Raw genomic sequence first — 13,944 nt, forward strand, 5'->3', positions numbered from 1 at the left:
GGAATAACAGGGGCAACAGGTCCAACGGGAGCGACGGGAATAACAGGTTCAACGGGTCCGACGGGAGCAACGGGAATAACAGGTTCAACGGGTCCAACGGGAGCAACAGGAATAACAGGTTCAACAGGTCCAACAGGAGCGACGGGAATAACGGGTCCAACGGGAGCAACAGGTCCAACAGGAGCGACGGGAATAACAGGGGTAACAGGTCCAACGGGAGCGACAGGAATAACAGGTTCAACAGGTCCAACAGGAGCGACGGGAATAACAGGTTCAACGGGTCCGACGGGAGCAACGGGAATAACAGGTTCAACGGGTCCGACGGGAGCAACAGGAATAACAGGGGCAACAGGTCCAACAGGAGCGACGGGAATAACGGGTCCAACAGGAGCAACAGGAGACACAGGGGCAACTGGCACAAGTATAACTGCAACATACGCTTTTGCAAATAATACATCGGGAACAGCGATATCGGTACTTCTTGGTGGAACGAATGTCCCGCTTCCGAATAATCAAAATATTGGTCCAGGTATTACTGTTTCTGGGGGGAATACAGTATTTACGGCTGCAAATGCGGGGAATTATTATATTTCATATACGATTAATATAACGGCTTCATTATTAGTCAGTTCGCGGATTACAATTAATGGTGCACCTCTTGCTGGAACGATCAATTCTCCTGCGTTAGCAACTACATCATTTAGTGCAACAATTATTACGACTCTTGCGGCTGGAAGTGCCATTAGTTTGCAACTATTTGGTTTGTTAGCTGTTGCAACGTTATCAACAACTACACCAGGAGCTGTGTTAACGATAATAAGATTAAGCTAAATAATAACTCTCTTACTTTTTTAAGATTAGGAGAGTTTATACATATAATAAGAAGTTAATGAAGTAAAGCATAGTTATACAAAAGTCAGAATATTATGATTGTAACGTTATGGTGACTATAATATAATGAAAACAACTTCATGAATGAACATTCATTTATTTTTATGTATTTGAAGGGGGAATGAAGGTGGAAAAACCATGGTTGAAAAGTTATCCAGAAGAAATTCCAAGTGCGATTTCTTATGATATTCAGCCGCTTCATGGATATGTGGAACAGGTGGCTTCACGTTATCCGGAAAAGAAAGCGCTTCACTTTTTAGGGAAGGATATTACATTTTCAGACTTCCACGATAAGGTGAAGAGGTTTGCAAATTATCTTCAAAAACTCGGTGTGGAAAAGGGTGATCGAGTTGCTATTATGTTGCCAAACTGTCCGCAATCTGTAATTGGTTATTATGGTACATTACTTGCGGGAGGTATCGTAGTACAAACAAATCCGCTATATACAGAAAGAGAATTAGAATACCAGCTTCATGATTCGGGAGCAAAAGTAATTCTTTGTCTCGATTTAGTGTTTCCAAGAGTAACGAATGTTCAATCTGCTACAAAAATTGAACATATTATCGTAACTCGGATTGCGGACTTTTTACCCTTCCCTAAAAATTTACTTTATCCATTTGTACAAAAAAAGCAGGCAAATCTTGTTGTGGATGTGTCGGAAAGCGAAACGATTCATCTATGGAAATCAGTAGAACGAGAAAGTAATGTTAATGTTGAAGTGCCTTGTGATCCTGAAAATGATCTAGCTCTTTTACAGTACACTGGAGGAACAACTGGATTTCCGAAAGGCGTTATGTTGACGCATAAAAACCTTGTTTCGAACACTTTAATGGGAGCTCATTGGCTATATAATTGTAAAGAAGGGGAAGAAGTAATTCTTGGTGTCCTTCCGTTCTTTCATGTGTATGGGATGACAGCTGTAATGAATTTAAGTATTATGCAAGGATATAAAATGGTGCTGATTCCGAAGTTTGATATGAAAATGGTTTTTGAAGCGATAAAAAAACATAAAGTCACACTATTTCCAGGGGCACCGACCATTTATATTGCTCTATTAAATAGTCCCCTCTTAAAAGAATATGATATTTCTTCCATTCAAGCTTGTATTAGTGGATCTGCCCCGCTTCCTGTAGAAGTACAGGAAGAGTTTGAGAGAGTTACAGGTGGGAAATTGGTAGAAGGTTATGGATTAACGGAGTCGTCGCCAGTTACACATGGGAATTTTTTGTGGGAAAAACGCGTGCCAGGAAGTATTGGTGTGCCGTGGCCAGATACAGAGGCAAACATTATGTCGCTTGAAACTGGAGAGGCTTTACCTCCGGGTGAAATTGGTGAAATTGTTGTAAAGGGTCCTCAAATTATGAAAGGGTATTGGAATAAGCCAGAAGAAACAGCAGCTGTATTACAAGACGGATGGCTTCATACAGGGGATGTTGGTTACATGGATGAAGATGGATTTTTCTATGTGAAAGATCGTAAGAAAGATATGATTGTTGCGAGTGGATTTAATGTGTATCCTCGCGAAGTAGAAGAAGTATTATATGAGCATGAAAAAGTGCAAGAAGTAGTGACGATTGGAGTTCCCGATCCGTACCGGGGAGAGACAGTTAAAGCATTTGTTGTGTTAAAAGAAGGTGCGGAGTGTTCTGAGGAAGAATTAAACCAGTTTGCGCGTAAATATTTAGCGGCTTATAAAGTGCCGAAGGTATATGAGTTTAGAGATGAACTGCCGAAAACGACTGTCGGAAAAATTTTACGCCGTGTCCTAATAGATGAAGAGAAAAGAAAAAATGAGGATGAGCAAACGGGCTAAGGCCCTTTCTTTTTGAAAAAATAGGATTGACACTTTTCTAAATAGTCAGTATTATAAGAATATGAATGACTATTCATTCAGTCATCTTCTTGAAGGGGACAGTAAAGTGAAGAAAAATAGACCGAAATACAATCAAATTATTGATGCGGCAGTCATTGTGATTGCGGAGAATGGGTACCACCAAGCGCAAGTTTCTAAAATAGCAAAGCAAGCTGGGGTAGCTGATGGCACGATTTATTTATATTTTAAAAATAAAGAAGATATATTAATATCCTTATTCCAAGAGAAGATGGGAGATTTTGTCGAAACAATTCGTCAAAAAACAGCAGGAATTGAAAGCGCTGTATCGAAGTTATTCATGTTGGTAGAAACGCACTTCTTGCTGTTATCACAAAATGATCCTCTTGCTATCGTTACGCAATTAGAGCTAAGACAGTCCAATCAAGACTTACGCCTGAAAATAAATGAAGTATTAAAAGGCTACTTACAAGTTATGGATGAGATTTTGGAGACAGGTATAAAGCAAGGTGAATTCCAAGCGGATTTAAATGTTCGTGTGGCAAGACAAATGATCTTTGGAACAGTAGATGAAGTTGTGACCAATTGGGTAATGAGCGATCATAAGTATGATCTGGTCGCACTTTCAAAAACGGTACATGGGCTACTTATTGCAGCTTGTGGTTATCGTCAATAATGGGAGGGATCATGTTGAAATTCCTATCTGTAAGAGTTGAAGATCATATCGCGGTGGCGACGTTAAATCATGCGCCGGCAAACGCGATGTCTTCACAAGTTATGCATGACGTTACTGAATTAATTGATCAAGTGGAGAAGGATGATAACATTCGTGTTGTTGTTATTCACGGTGAAGGGCGCTTCTTCTCGGCGGGAGCAGATATTAAAGAATTTACATCTGTTACTGAAGCGAAGCAAGCGACAGAATTAGCGCAGCTTGGACAAGTTACGTTTGAGCGTGTTGAAAAATGTTCAAAACCAGTTATCGCGGCAATTCATGGAGCGGCACTTGGCGGCGGCCTTGAGTTTGCTATGTCTTGCCACATGCGCTTTGCAACTGAAAGTGCAAAACTTGGTTTACCTGAATTAACACTTGGATTAATTCCTGGATTTGCAGGTACACAGCGATTACCACGTTATGTTGGGAAAGCGAAAGCCTGTGAAATGATGTTAACAAGTACACCGATTACTGGTGCAGAAGCATTAAAATGGGGACTTGTTAACGGAGTTTTTGCTGAAGAAACATTTTTAGATGATACGCTTAAAGTTGCAAAACAGATTGCTGGAAAAAGCCCAGCGACGACTCGTGCTGTACTAGAGTTATTGCAAACGACGAAATCGTCTCATTATTATGAAGGTGTACAACGCGAAGCTCAAATCTTTGGTGAAGTATTTACGGGTGAAGATGGAAGAGAAGGTGTAGCAGCGTTTTTAGAAAAACGTAAGCCTTCATTTAATGGCAGGTAGTTCAATTATTTTTTTAATATAAATTAACAGAAAATTAAAATTGATAGAATCTTTCTGAAAAACAAGGGGGTAAATGGAATGAACATCTACGTACTCATGAAACGAACATTTGATACAGAAGAAAAAATCGTAATTAAAAACGGTGCAATTTACGATGGCGAAGCGGAATTCATCATCAACCCTTACGACGAATATGCGATTGAAGAAGCAATTCAAGTAAGAGACGCACAAGGTGGCGAAGTTACTGTTGTAACAGTCGGTGGCGAAGATAGTGAGAAAGAACTTCGTACGGCATTAGCGATGGGCTGCGATAAAGCTGTATTAATTAATATTGAAGATGATGTGGAAAATGGTGACCAGTTCACGACAGCAAAAGTACTTGCTGAATATTTAAAAGATAAAGATGTAGATTTAATTTTAGGCGGGAACGTTGCAATTGATGGTGCATCTGGACAAGTTGGTCCACGCGTAGCAGAAGCGTTAAATATTCCGTACGTAACGACAATTACAAAACTTGAAATTGACGGTACAAACGTGAAGATTGAGCGTGATGTTGAAGGTGATACGGAAGTGATTGAAACTTCATTACCAGTTTTAGTAACAGCACAACAAGGTTTAAATGAACCTCGTTATCCATCGCTTCCAGGTATTATGAAAGCGAAGAAAAAGCCACTAGAAGAAGTAGAATTAGATGATTTAGATTTAGAAGAAGATGATGTGGAAGCAAAGACAAAAACAATTGAAATCTATTTGCCTCCTAAGAAAGATGCAGGAAAAGTGTTACAAGGCGAGCTGCAAGATCAAGTAAAAGAACTTGTATCGTTGCTCCATACAGAAGCGAAAGTAATCTAATAAAATACGAAATTATATATGCAGGAGGGAAAATCTATGGCTCGTAAAGTATTAGTAATGGGTGAGGTTCGTGATGGATCGCTACGTAACGTTTCGTTTGAAGCGGTAGCAGCAGCAAAAACAATTGCAGAAGGCGGTGAAGTAGTAGGTCTTCTAGTTGGAGACAGCGTTGCCTCTTTTGCAAATGAATTGATTCATTACGGTGCAGATCGCGTTGTGACAGTTGAAAATGATAAATTAAAATCATATACATCTGATGGTTATGCACAAGCATTTTCAGCTGTATATGCTGAAGAAAAGCCAGAAGGTATTGTATTTGGACATACAGCACTTGGTAAAGATTTATCACCAAAATTAGCAGCGAAGCTCGAAGCTGGTCTAGTTTCTGACGTAACTGCTTTAGAAGTTGAAGGTGGAAATGTTATCTTTACTCGTCCAATTTACTCTGGTAAAGCATTTGAGAAGAAGATTGTAACGGACGGTATCTTATTTGCGACAGTACGTCCAAATAACATTGCAACGCTTGAAAAAGATGAGTCTCGCAGTGGTGACGTATCTTCTATTACAGTAGATGTGAAAGACCTACGTACAATTATTCAAGATGTCGTCCGTAAGACGGCAGAAGGTGTTGACCTTTCTGAAGCAAAAGTTATTATCGCTGGTGGACGCGGTGTGAAGAGTGAAGAAGGGTTCAAGCCATTAAAAGAGTTAGCTGACGTATTGGGCGGCGCTGTTGGAGCATCTCGTGGTGCTTGTGACGCTGAGTATTGCGATTACTCATTACAAATTGGTCAAACTGGTAAAGTTGTTACGCCAGACTTATACATTGCATGCGGTATTTCTGGTGCGATTCAGCATTTAGCTGGTATGTCTAACTCAAAAATAATCGTTGCAATTAATAAAGACCCAGAAGCAAGTATCTTCAAAGTAGCTGACTATGGTATTGTTGGCGATCTATTTGAAGTCTTACCTCTTTTAACAGAAGAGTTTAAAAAGTTAAAAGTACATTCATGATTTGAGTACCCTTGAGTTCCAAGTGAAGTACCCCTATATATAGAAAAGGTGAGAGATCCCCTGTCTCTCATCTTTTTAGTATTTAATCCGTATTTTTATATAGTATAAAGGAACACTTTTTTGTTACAATACATAACGATACATATTATTCGCCACGTATATAAGTTAATGATATACTCTTGGTAGAATATACTTGAAGGAGGAAATAAAATGGCAATTGTAAATGCAAATGACCAAAGCTTCGCAGCTGAAACTAGCGAAGGTGTTGTATTATTAGATTTCTGGGCACCTTGGTGTGGACCTTGTAAAATGATCGCTCCTGTATTAGAGGAAATTGATGCAGAATTAGGCGAAAAAGTAAAAGTAGTAAAAGTAGACGTGGATGAAAACCAAGAAACTGCTCGTCAATTCGAAGTAATGAGCATTCCAGCTCTTTTCGTATTAAAAGACGGTAAAGTAGTTGATCAAGCGTTAGGTTACAAACCGAAAGAAGCGTTAGTAGAATTAGTTTCTAAACACTTCTAAAATAAAGGGCTACCATTTGGTAGCCTTTTTTATTTTCCTTTTTTACACCTTTCCGTTACAATAAAAGAACGTATGTTGGGTGTTTTGGCATAGTATGTTTTCATGTGAAAATAAAGATGCTAAGCATGTAGAAATGGAGGGTAACGAGTGCACGAACATTTAAAAGAAAAATTGGCTATTTTACCAGATCAACCTGGTTGTTATTTAATGAAAGATAAGCAAGGAACGGTTATATATGTCGGAAAGGCAAAAGTGCTTAAAAATCGTGTGCGCTCGTACTTTACTGGTTCGCATGATGGAAAAACACTGCGGCTTGTAGGAGAAATTGTAGATTTTGAATATATTGTAACTTCCTCAAATCTAGAGGCTCTCATTTTAGAGTTAAACTTAATAAAAAAACATGATCCAAAATATAATATTCAATTAAAAGATGATAAAACATATCCTTTTATTAAAATTACAGCTGAGAAACAGCCGCGATTACTTATTACGCGAAATGTAAAAAAGGATAAGGGAAAGTATTTTGGTCCTTATCCGAATGCACAATCAGCTCATGAAACGAAAAAGCTGCTAGATCGTATGTATCCGCTTCGTAAGTGCTCAAATATGCCAGATAAAGTTTGTTTATATTATCATATGGGTCAATGTTTAGCGCCTTGTGTGAAAGAAGTGACGGAAGAACAAAACAAAGAAATTGTAGATGAAATTATTAAGTTTCTAAATGGTGGGCATAAAGAAGTTCGTTCAGAATTAGAAACAAAGATGTATGAAGCTTCAGAGAAACTAGAATTTGAACGTGCAAAAGAGTTGCGGGATCAAATTGCTCATATCGATGCGATTATGGAAAAACAAAAGATGATTATGAGTGACTTAGTGGATCGTGATGTGTTTGGGTATGCAGTTGATAAAGGATGGATGTGTGTTCAAGTTTTCTTCGTTCGAAAAGGAAAGTTAATTGAACGTGATGTTTCTATGTTTCCAATCTACGATGAACCAGAAGAGGGATTTTTAACGTTTATTGGTCAATTTTATGAGAACAGCAGTCATTTTAAGCCGAAGGAAATTGTCGTTCCAGGAAGTATAGACTCAGAGTTAGTAGAGCGCTTTTTAGAAGTTGAAGCGACACAGCCGAAACGTGGTAAGAAAAAAGATCTTGTAGAATTAGCAAATAAAAATGCGAAGATTGCTCTTGAAGAGAAATTCTACTTAATTGAACGTGATGAAGAGCGAACGATTAAGGCGGTAGATCATTTAGGGAAGCAGCTCGGGATTGAAACACCTTATCGTATTGAGGCGTTTGATAACTCAAATATTCAAGGGACAAATCCTGTTTCTGCAATGATTGCTTTTATCGATGGGAAACCAGCTAAGAAAGAATATAGGAAATATAAAATTAAAACGGTTCAAGGGCCAGATGATTATGAGTCTATGAGAGAAGTTGTGAGACGCCGTTATACAAGGGCGCTGAAAGAGAGTTTGCCTTTACCAGATTTAATCATTATTGATGGTGGAAAAGGGCATCTGGCAGCTGTAAGTGATGTTCTAGAAAACGAACTCGGTTTATATATTCCGATGGCAGGGCTTGTAAAAGATGACAAACATAAAACTTCCCATTTAATTATTGGAGATCCACCTGAACCTGTGATGCTTGAGCGAAATAGCCAAGAATTTTATTTATTGCAGCGCATTCAAGATGAAGTGCATCGATTTGCGATTACATTCCATCGTCAATTACACGGGAAATCTGTCATTCAATCAGCACTGGATGATATTCCTGGAATTGGAGATAAACGAAAAAAGATATTGTTGAAACATTTTGGTTCATTAAAGAAGATGAAAGAAGCTTCTTTAGCTGAATTTGTCGAAGCGGGTATGCCGAAAAATGTCGCAGAGACGATTTATACTTATTTAACAGATAAGAAGACGTTGTAGTTTACAACGTCTTCTATTTTCTGGTATAATTTCTGAAGATTTAAAATAAACCTAACTGAATGAAAATACAAAAAAGTCAACTAAACTTATATGTCTAGTTGACTGTAGGTAATGCTACACTTCAATGAGATCTTTTATATCCCATTTCACAAGAAATGTAATAGAGTCTGAACGTTTTTTCTTTTCTTCATAGGACTCTGCAACGACGTTTCGTTGCTTTTGAATTTGTTCAGCGATGAATCCAGCTTCTAATTGATAAGAAGAATGTCTGTTTTGTTTTTGACGTTCAGCGATGAGTGTGCCTTTAAGTTGGAACTGCATTTCACGACGCTTATGTTCAATAATGCTTAAAGTGCCCCAGCCAGCTTTTTCAAAGAACTGAATGACTTCTTCAATTGTTTCTAGTGGATATTTTCTTGCAAGGTTTCTACCAGACCAGTATAAAATACCATCTAAATCGTTACCGATTAAATCAGGTAGTAATTCTTCACGTAGCAATTCATAAGCGAAGGCGTTCAATGAAACATCTTCTAAAGATGTTGTATCGATTGTATTTTTACTCACAATATTCCCCTCTTTCTATAGGGATTATTATATAACATTTCTCATTTATAAAAACAGATTTTTCTTTGGGGAAATCTGAATATATAAGAAGGGAAAAAGAATTGGCAAATTATATGCAAATTATGTATACGTTTTCTTGACGCTTCGACAAAAATAGGGGTAAAATGAACTTGTTATCAAATTATGCTGAAATATTTCGAATAATTTTTTCAGTTTTTCTTATGCCAATAGTGAAAAAACATTATTGTTGTAAATTAATCTGAAAACAGCAGTCAAACATTCAAGGGGGTAATGGGGACATGAAAGGCCGCGAGTATACGTTTCGTAAGTGGCACTCATTAATGGGGGTCATCCCGGTTGGTGTCTTTTTGACGCAACATCTAATTGTAAACAACTTTGCAACAAGAGGAGCAGAGGCTTTTAACAAAGCTGCAGGCTTTATGGAGCTCCTTCCATTCCGGTATGCGCTAGAGATTTTTATCATCTTTTTACCGATACTGTACCATGCTATATATGGCTTATATATTGCATTTACAGCTAAGAACAATGCGGTTTCTTACGGTTATTTCCGTAACTGGATGTTCGTCTTCCAAAGAATTTCAGGTATCGTTACACTGATTTTCATTTCTTGGCACGTCTGGGAAACTCGTATTCAAGCAATGCTAGGTAAAGAGGTAAACTATGATATGATGGCAGATATTTTAAACAATCCAGCTATGTTTGCATTCTACTTAGTTGGTGTTGTTTCAACAATTTTCCACTTTGCAAATGGACTATGGACATTCTGCATAAGCTGGGGAATTACAGTATCTCCACGTTCACAAAGAATCTCTACTTATGTAACATTAGCTATTTTCTTAGGTCTATCTTATGTAGGTGTGAGTGCATTATTAGCGTTCATCGATCCACAGCTAGCAAACCAGTAAGGAGTGGGAGAGCATGAAAGGGAAACTTATAGTAGTCGGCGGTGGCTTGGCCGGCTTAATGGCAACGATTAAAGCGGCGGAAGCAGGAGTAAATGTTGAACTATTTTCTTTAGTACCAGTAAAACGTTCACATTCTGTATGTGCCCAAGGTGGAATTAACGGTGCCGTAAATACGAAAGGTGAAGGGGATTCTCCATGGATCCACTTTGACGATACAATTTATGGTGGGGACTTCTTAGCGAACCAACCGCCAGTTAAAGCAATGTGTGAAGCAGCACCTGGTATTATTCATTTAATGGACCGTATGGGTGTTATGTTCAACCGTACGGAAGAAGGACTTCTTGATTTCCGTCGTTTTGGTGGAACACAACATCACCGTACAGCATTTGCTGGTGCAACAACTGGACAGCAATTACTATACGCATTAGATGAGCAAGTACGTCGTCACGAAGTAGCAGGACTTGTAACGAAATATGAAGGTTGGGATTTCTTACGAGCTGTTGTTGATGACGAAGGTGTGTGCCGAGGAATCGTTGCACAAGACTTACAAACAATGGAGATTAAAAGTTTCCAAGCTGATGCCGTAATTATGGCAACAGGGGGCCCTGGTATCATCTTTGGAAAATCAACTAACTCTATTATTAATACAGGTACAGCAGCTTCTGCTGTATATCAACAAGGCGCATATTATGCAAACGGCGAGTTCATTCAAATTCATCCAACGGCAATTCCTGGAGACGATAAATTACGTCTTATGAGTGAATCGGCACGTGGTGAAGGTGGCCGTGTTTGGACATATAAAGATGGTAAACCATGGTACTTCCTAGAAGAAAAATATCCGGCTTACGGAAACCTTGTACCTCGTGATATTGCAACGCGTGAAATCTTTGACGTTTGCGTAGAGCAAAAACTAGGTATTAACGGTGAAAACATGGTGTACTTAGATCTTTCTCATAAAGATCCGAAAGAACTAGATATTAAACTTGGTGGAATTATTGAAATCTATGAGAAGTTTACAGGTGATGATCCTCGTAAACTACCAATGAAAATCTTCCCAGCAGTTCACTATTCAATGGGCGGACTATGGGTTGATTATAAGCAGATGACAAGTATTCCAGGTTTATTTGCAGCAGGTGAGTGTGATTATTCTATGCATGGTGGTAACCGTCTAGGTGCGAACTCACTATTATCAGCAATTTACGGTGGTATGGTAGCAGGACCGAACGCGATTGAGTATATGAAAGGTCTTTCTAAATCGTCTGATGCTGTTTCATCTACTGTATATGAGCAAAATGAATTAATCGAAACAGAGAAATTTAACAATATTTTAATGCTTGATGGTAACGAAAATGCATATGTTCTTCATAAAGAGCTTGGAGAATGGATGACAGATAACGTTACAGTAGTTCGTGAAAATAAAAAGCTACTAGAAACTGATGCGAAAATTGAAGAGTTAATGGCGCGTTACAAACGCATTAACATTAACGATACAGCGAGATGGAGTAACCAAGGTGCTTCATTTACACGCCAACTTGCAAATATGTTTGAGTTAGCACGTGTTATTACAATTGGCGCATATAACCGTAATGAGAGCCGCGGGGCGCATTACAAACCTGAATTCCCAAATCGTGATGATGCAAACTTCTTAAAAACTACGATGGCGAAATTTGAAGGAGAAGGAAATGCACCAGCATTCCATTACGAAGAAGTGGATGTTTCATTAATTAAACCACGTAAACGTGACTATTCCTCAAAACATGATGTAGCTGCTAAGGGTGAAGAGAAGGGGGATAAGCAACATGTCTGAGAAAACAATCCGCCTCATCATTACGAGACAAGATGGACCAGACGCTCAAGCGTTTGACCAAGAGTTTGAAATTCCATATCGTCCAAATATGAACATTATTTCGGCACTGATGGAAATTCGTCGTAATCCTGTTGATTCAAAAGGAAACCAAACGACTCCGATTGCATGGGATATGAACTGTTTAGAGGAAGTATGTGGCGCATGTTCGATGGTGATTAACGGAAAACCACGTCAATCATGTACAGCTCTTATTGATCAGTTAGAACAACCAATTCGCTTAAAGCCGATGAAGACATTCCCAGTTGTACGTGACTTACAAGTTGACCGTAGTCGCATGTTTAACGCTCTAAAACGCGTTAAAGCTTGGATTCCAATTGATGGTACGTATGACTTAGGACCAGGACCAAGAATGCCTGAGAAGAAACGTCAATGGGCTTATGAGCTTTCAAAATGTATGACATGTGGTGTTTGCTTAGAATCATGTCCAAACGTAAATAGTAAATCTGACTTTATTGGACCAGCACCGTTATCACAAGCTCGTTTATTCAACTCACATCCGACGGGTGAAATGCATAAAGCAGATCGCTTACGTGCAATTATGGGAGATGGAGGACTTGCAAACTGTGGTAACTCTCAAAACTGTGTGCAATCATGTCCGAAGGGTATTCCATTAACAACTTCAATTGCGGCATTAAACCGTGATACAACAATTCAATCGTTTAAAGATTTCTTTGGTAGCGACAATAACTATTAATAAATATTGCCTCTTCATGTTGAAGAGGCAATATTTATAACTTTATTTTTCTGTTTATTCTGTTTATTTTTAGAGCGAAAAGGAGAGGAAACAATGAAGAGGATTTCTTATATTGAAGACTTTGAGCGATGGGAAAGTGGTTTTTCATTTTACAATCCTGTAAAAGTTCGTTTTGGTGAAGTAGATATGTTTGGGCATGTAAATAATGTCGTTGCCTTTACCTATTTTGAAGAAGCACGTATCGCATTGTTTAAAGAACTTGGATTTATGCAAGAATGGACGCATGAATCTTCAGAAACGATGATCGTTGTTGCAGATTTACAATGTAATTTTATTAAGCAAATATATTTTGATGAACAGTTGAAGGTGTATGTAAAAGCGGGATCGGTTGGGAATTCTTCTTTAGATTTGCATTACATGGTGAAGAATGCAGAAGGAGAAGCTTGTTTAGTCGGCCGTGGAATGATGGTTCAAGCATCGAAAAAAACGGGAAAAGGCGAACCGTGGCCTGAAGAATGGAAGAAAAAATTACTACAATGATAGAGTGAAAGAAAAATAAGAGAGCAATTTGCTCTCTTATTTTTTGTCTTTCATTGCTTCTTCTAATGTTAAATGATGTTTATATATGTATGTAGCGTATGGATTACCAACGTAGCGCAAATGCCACGGTTCATATGAATATTCTGTTGTTTCTGTTTTATCTTCTAAATAACGAATGACAAAGCCAAATTCATGGGCATGTTTTGCAACCCATTTTCCTTCGGCTGTCTCTCCAAAAATAGGCTCTAATTGGAATTTAGCAGATTTTGAACTAATATCCATTGCTAAACCAGTTTGATGTTCACTCGTACCAGGAATGGCACTTACTGAATCAGCTTCAGCTTTTCCTTGACGTCTAACGTATGTATCATGTAATGATTTTTGGCGTTTGTATGAACGATAACCAGATACAGCTGTAAGTTCAAGGCCTTCTTTCTTTGCCGCTTCAAACATATTTTCAAGCGCATCTGCAGCATCTTTACGCAGCAATGTTTTTTCTTTATCTTTTGGACTAGTAAATGGTACGTTTGGTCTTGTTAAGTCTTCAGGTATGTATCCGTCTGGTAGTTTTCGATGTTTATTCACTAAGACAAGATTAGACTCTGGATTTGTTACAACGGAAAAATCATTTTCTAGCTTCTTTGTAGTATGATCAGCTTTTGGAAAAGCAGGAATCTCTTCTTTTTGGTGATTACTATGCTGTTGACTTTCGACAGCTTTCGCCTCATTTTGTAGTGGTGATTTAGAACTAAAGTAAGCGAAAGAAGTGATACCGATTACAATAGTAGTGGCAGAAATAATGATTATCTTTTTCATGATACCTTGTAATCACAGTCCTTTCTTA

At 38.4% G+C, this 13,944-nt stretch carries 14 protein-coding genes; 12 read left to right on the forward strand and 2 right to left on the reverse strand.

Translation table 11 applies throughout. The annotated features are described in order from the left end of the window. From ABH961_RS09870 to uvrC, 8 genes are all read left to right on the forward strand, one after another. Positions 1-831, forward strand: an 831-nt coding sequence (locus ABH961_RS09870) for a BclA C-terminal domain-containing protein (protein WP_404519339.1), incomplete at its 5' end; no start/stop codon positions are given. 187 nt (positions 832-1,018) lie between these two features. Next, entirely contained in the window at positions 1,019-2,704 is a 1,686-nt protein-coding gene (locus ABH961_RS09875) for a long-chain-fatty-acid--CoA ligase (protein WP_046958779.1), read from the forward strand. A gap of 106 nt (positions 2,705-2,810) precedes the next feature. Next, positions 2,811-3,398 (forward strand): fatty acid metabolism transcriptional regulator FadR, encoded by a 588-nt coding sequence (locus tag ABH961_RS09880; RefSeq protein WP_000742213.1) that lies wholly within the window; start codon positions 2,811-2,813, stop codon positions 3,396-3,398. An 11-nt stretch (positions 3,399-3,409) separates the two neighbouring features. Next, a complete protein-coding gene (locus ABH961_RS09885) occupies positions 3,410-4,186 on the forward strand; it encodes an enoyl-CoA hydratase (RefSeq protein WP_048541264.1) in 777 nt (258 codons plus the stop codon). 78 nt (positions 4,187-4,264) lie between these two features. Further along, positions 4,265-5,038, forward strand: a complete 774-nt coding sequence (gene etfB / locus ABH961_RS09890) for an electron transfer flavoprotein subunit beta (protein ID WP_001029035.1) — start codon at positions 4,265-4,267, stop codon at positions 5,036-5,038. A gap of 36 nt (positions 5,039-5,074) precedes the next feature. Beyond that, the gene (gene etfA, locus ABH961_RS09895; protein ID WP_000101968.1) at positions 5,075-6,052 is read left to right on the forward strand and encodes an electron transfer flavoprotein subunit alpha; all 978 of its coding nucleotides are present in this window, start codon (positions 5,075-5,077) and stop codon (positions 6,050-6,052) included. A gap of 210 nt (positions 6,053-6,262) precedes the next feature. Further along, positions 6,263-6,577 (forward strand): thioredoxin, encoded by a 315-nt coding sequence (trxA, locus tag ABH961_RS09900; RefSeq protein ID WP_001018943.1) that lies wholly within the window; start codon positions 6,263-6,265, stop codon positions 6,575-6,577. A 147-nt stretch (positions 6,578-6,724) separates the two neighbouring features. After that, the gene (gene uvrC, locus ABH961_RS09905; RefSeq protein WP_000544268.1) at positions 6,725-8,509 is read left to right on the forward strand and encodes an excinuclease ABC subunit C; all 1,785 of its coding nucleotides are present in this window, start codon (positions 6,725-6,727) and stop codon (positions 8,507-8,509) included. 114 nt (positions 8,510-8,623) lie between these two features. Here uvrC and ABH961_RS09910 read toward each other — a convergent pair whose 3' ends face one another. After that, entirely contained in the window at positions 8,624-9,073 is a 450-nt protein-coding gene (locus ABH961_RS09910; protein ID WP_000042225.1) for a YslB family protein, read from the reverse strand. Positions 9,074-9,372: 299 nt separating this feature from the next. Between ABH961_RS09910 and sdhC the strand changes: the two genes are divergently transcribed. From sdhC to ABH961_RS09930, 4 genes are all read left to right on the forward strand, one after another. Continuing rightward, a complete protein-coding gene (gene sdhC, locus ABH961_RS09915; protein WP_000678354.1) occupies positions 9,373-9,999 on the forward strand; it encodes a succinate dehydrogenase cytochrome B558 in 627 nt (208 codons plus the stop codon). Positions 10,000-10,012: 13 nt separating this feature from the next. Then, positions 10,013-11,806, forward strand: coding sequence for a succinate dehydrogenase flavoprotein subunit (gene sdhA / locus ABH961_RS09920; protein ID WP_048541272.1), 1,794 nt, complete (start codon positions 10,013-10,015; stop codon positions 11,804-11,806). Continuing rightward, entirely contained in the window at positions 11,799-12,560 is a 762-nt protein-coding gene (gene sdhB / locus ABH961_RS09925) for a succinate dehydrogenase iron-sulfur subunit (RefSeq protein ID WP_001291827.1), read from the forward strand. Before sdhA ends, sdhB begins: the two co-directional genes overlap by 8 nt. Positions 12,561-12,653: 93 nt before the next feature. Beyond that, complete coding sequence (locus ABH961_RS09930) at positions 12,654-13,100, forward strand: acyl-CoA thioesterase (RefSeq protein WP_000822749.1); 447 nt, start codon at positions 12,654-12,656, stop codon at positions 13,098-13,100. 36 nt (positions 13,101-13,136) lie between these two features. On the opposite strand, the gene ABH961_RS09935 is transcribed toward ABH961_RS09930, so the two are convergent. Then, entirely contained in the window at positions 13,137-13,916 is a 780-nt protein-coding gene (locus ABH961_RS09935) for a M15 family metallopeptidase (RefSeq protein ID WP_098642467.1), read from the reverse strand. Positions 13,917-13,944 lie beyond the last annotated feature (28 nt).

Origin of the sequence: Bacillus sp. RC251 (genome assembly GCF_044908765.1) — a bacterium.
In the GTDB taxonomy this organism is placed as follows: Bacteria; Bacillota; Bacilli; order Bacillales; family Bacillaceae_G; genus Bacillus_A; species Bacillus_A wiedmannii.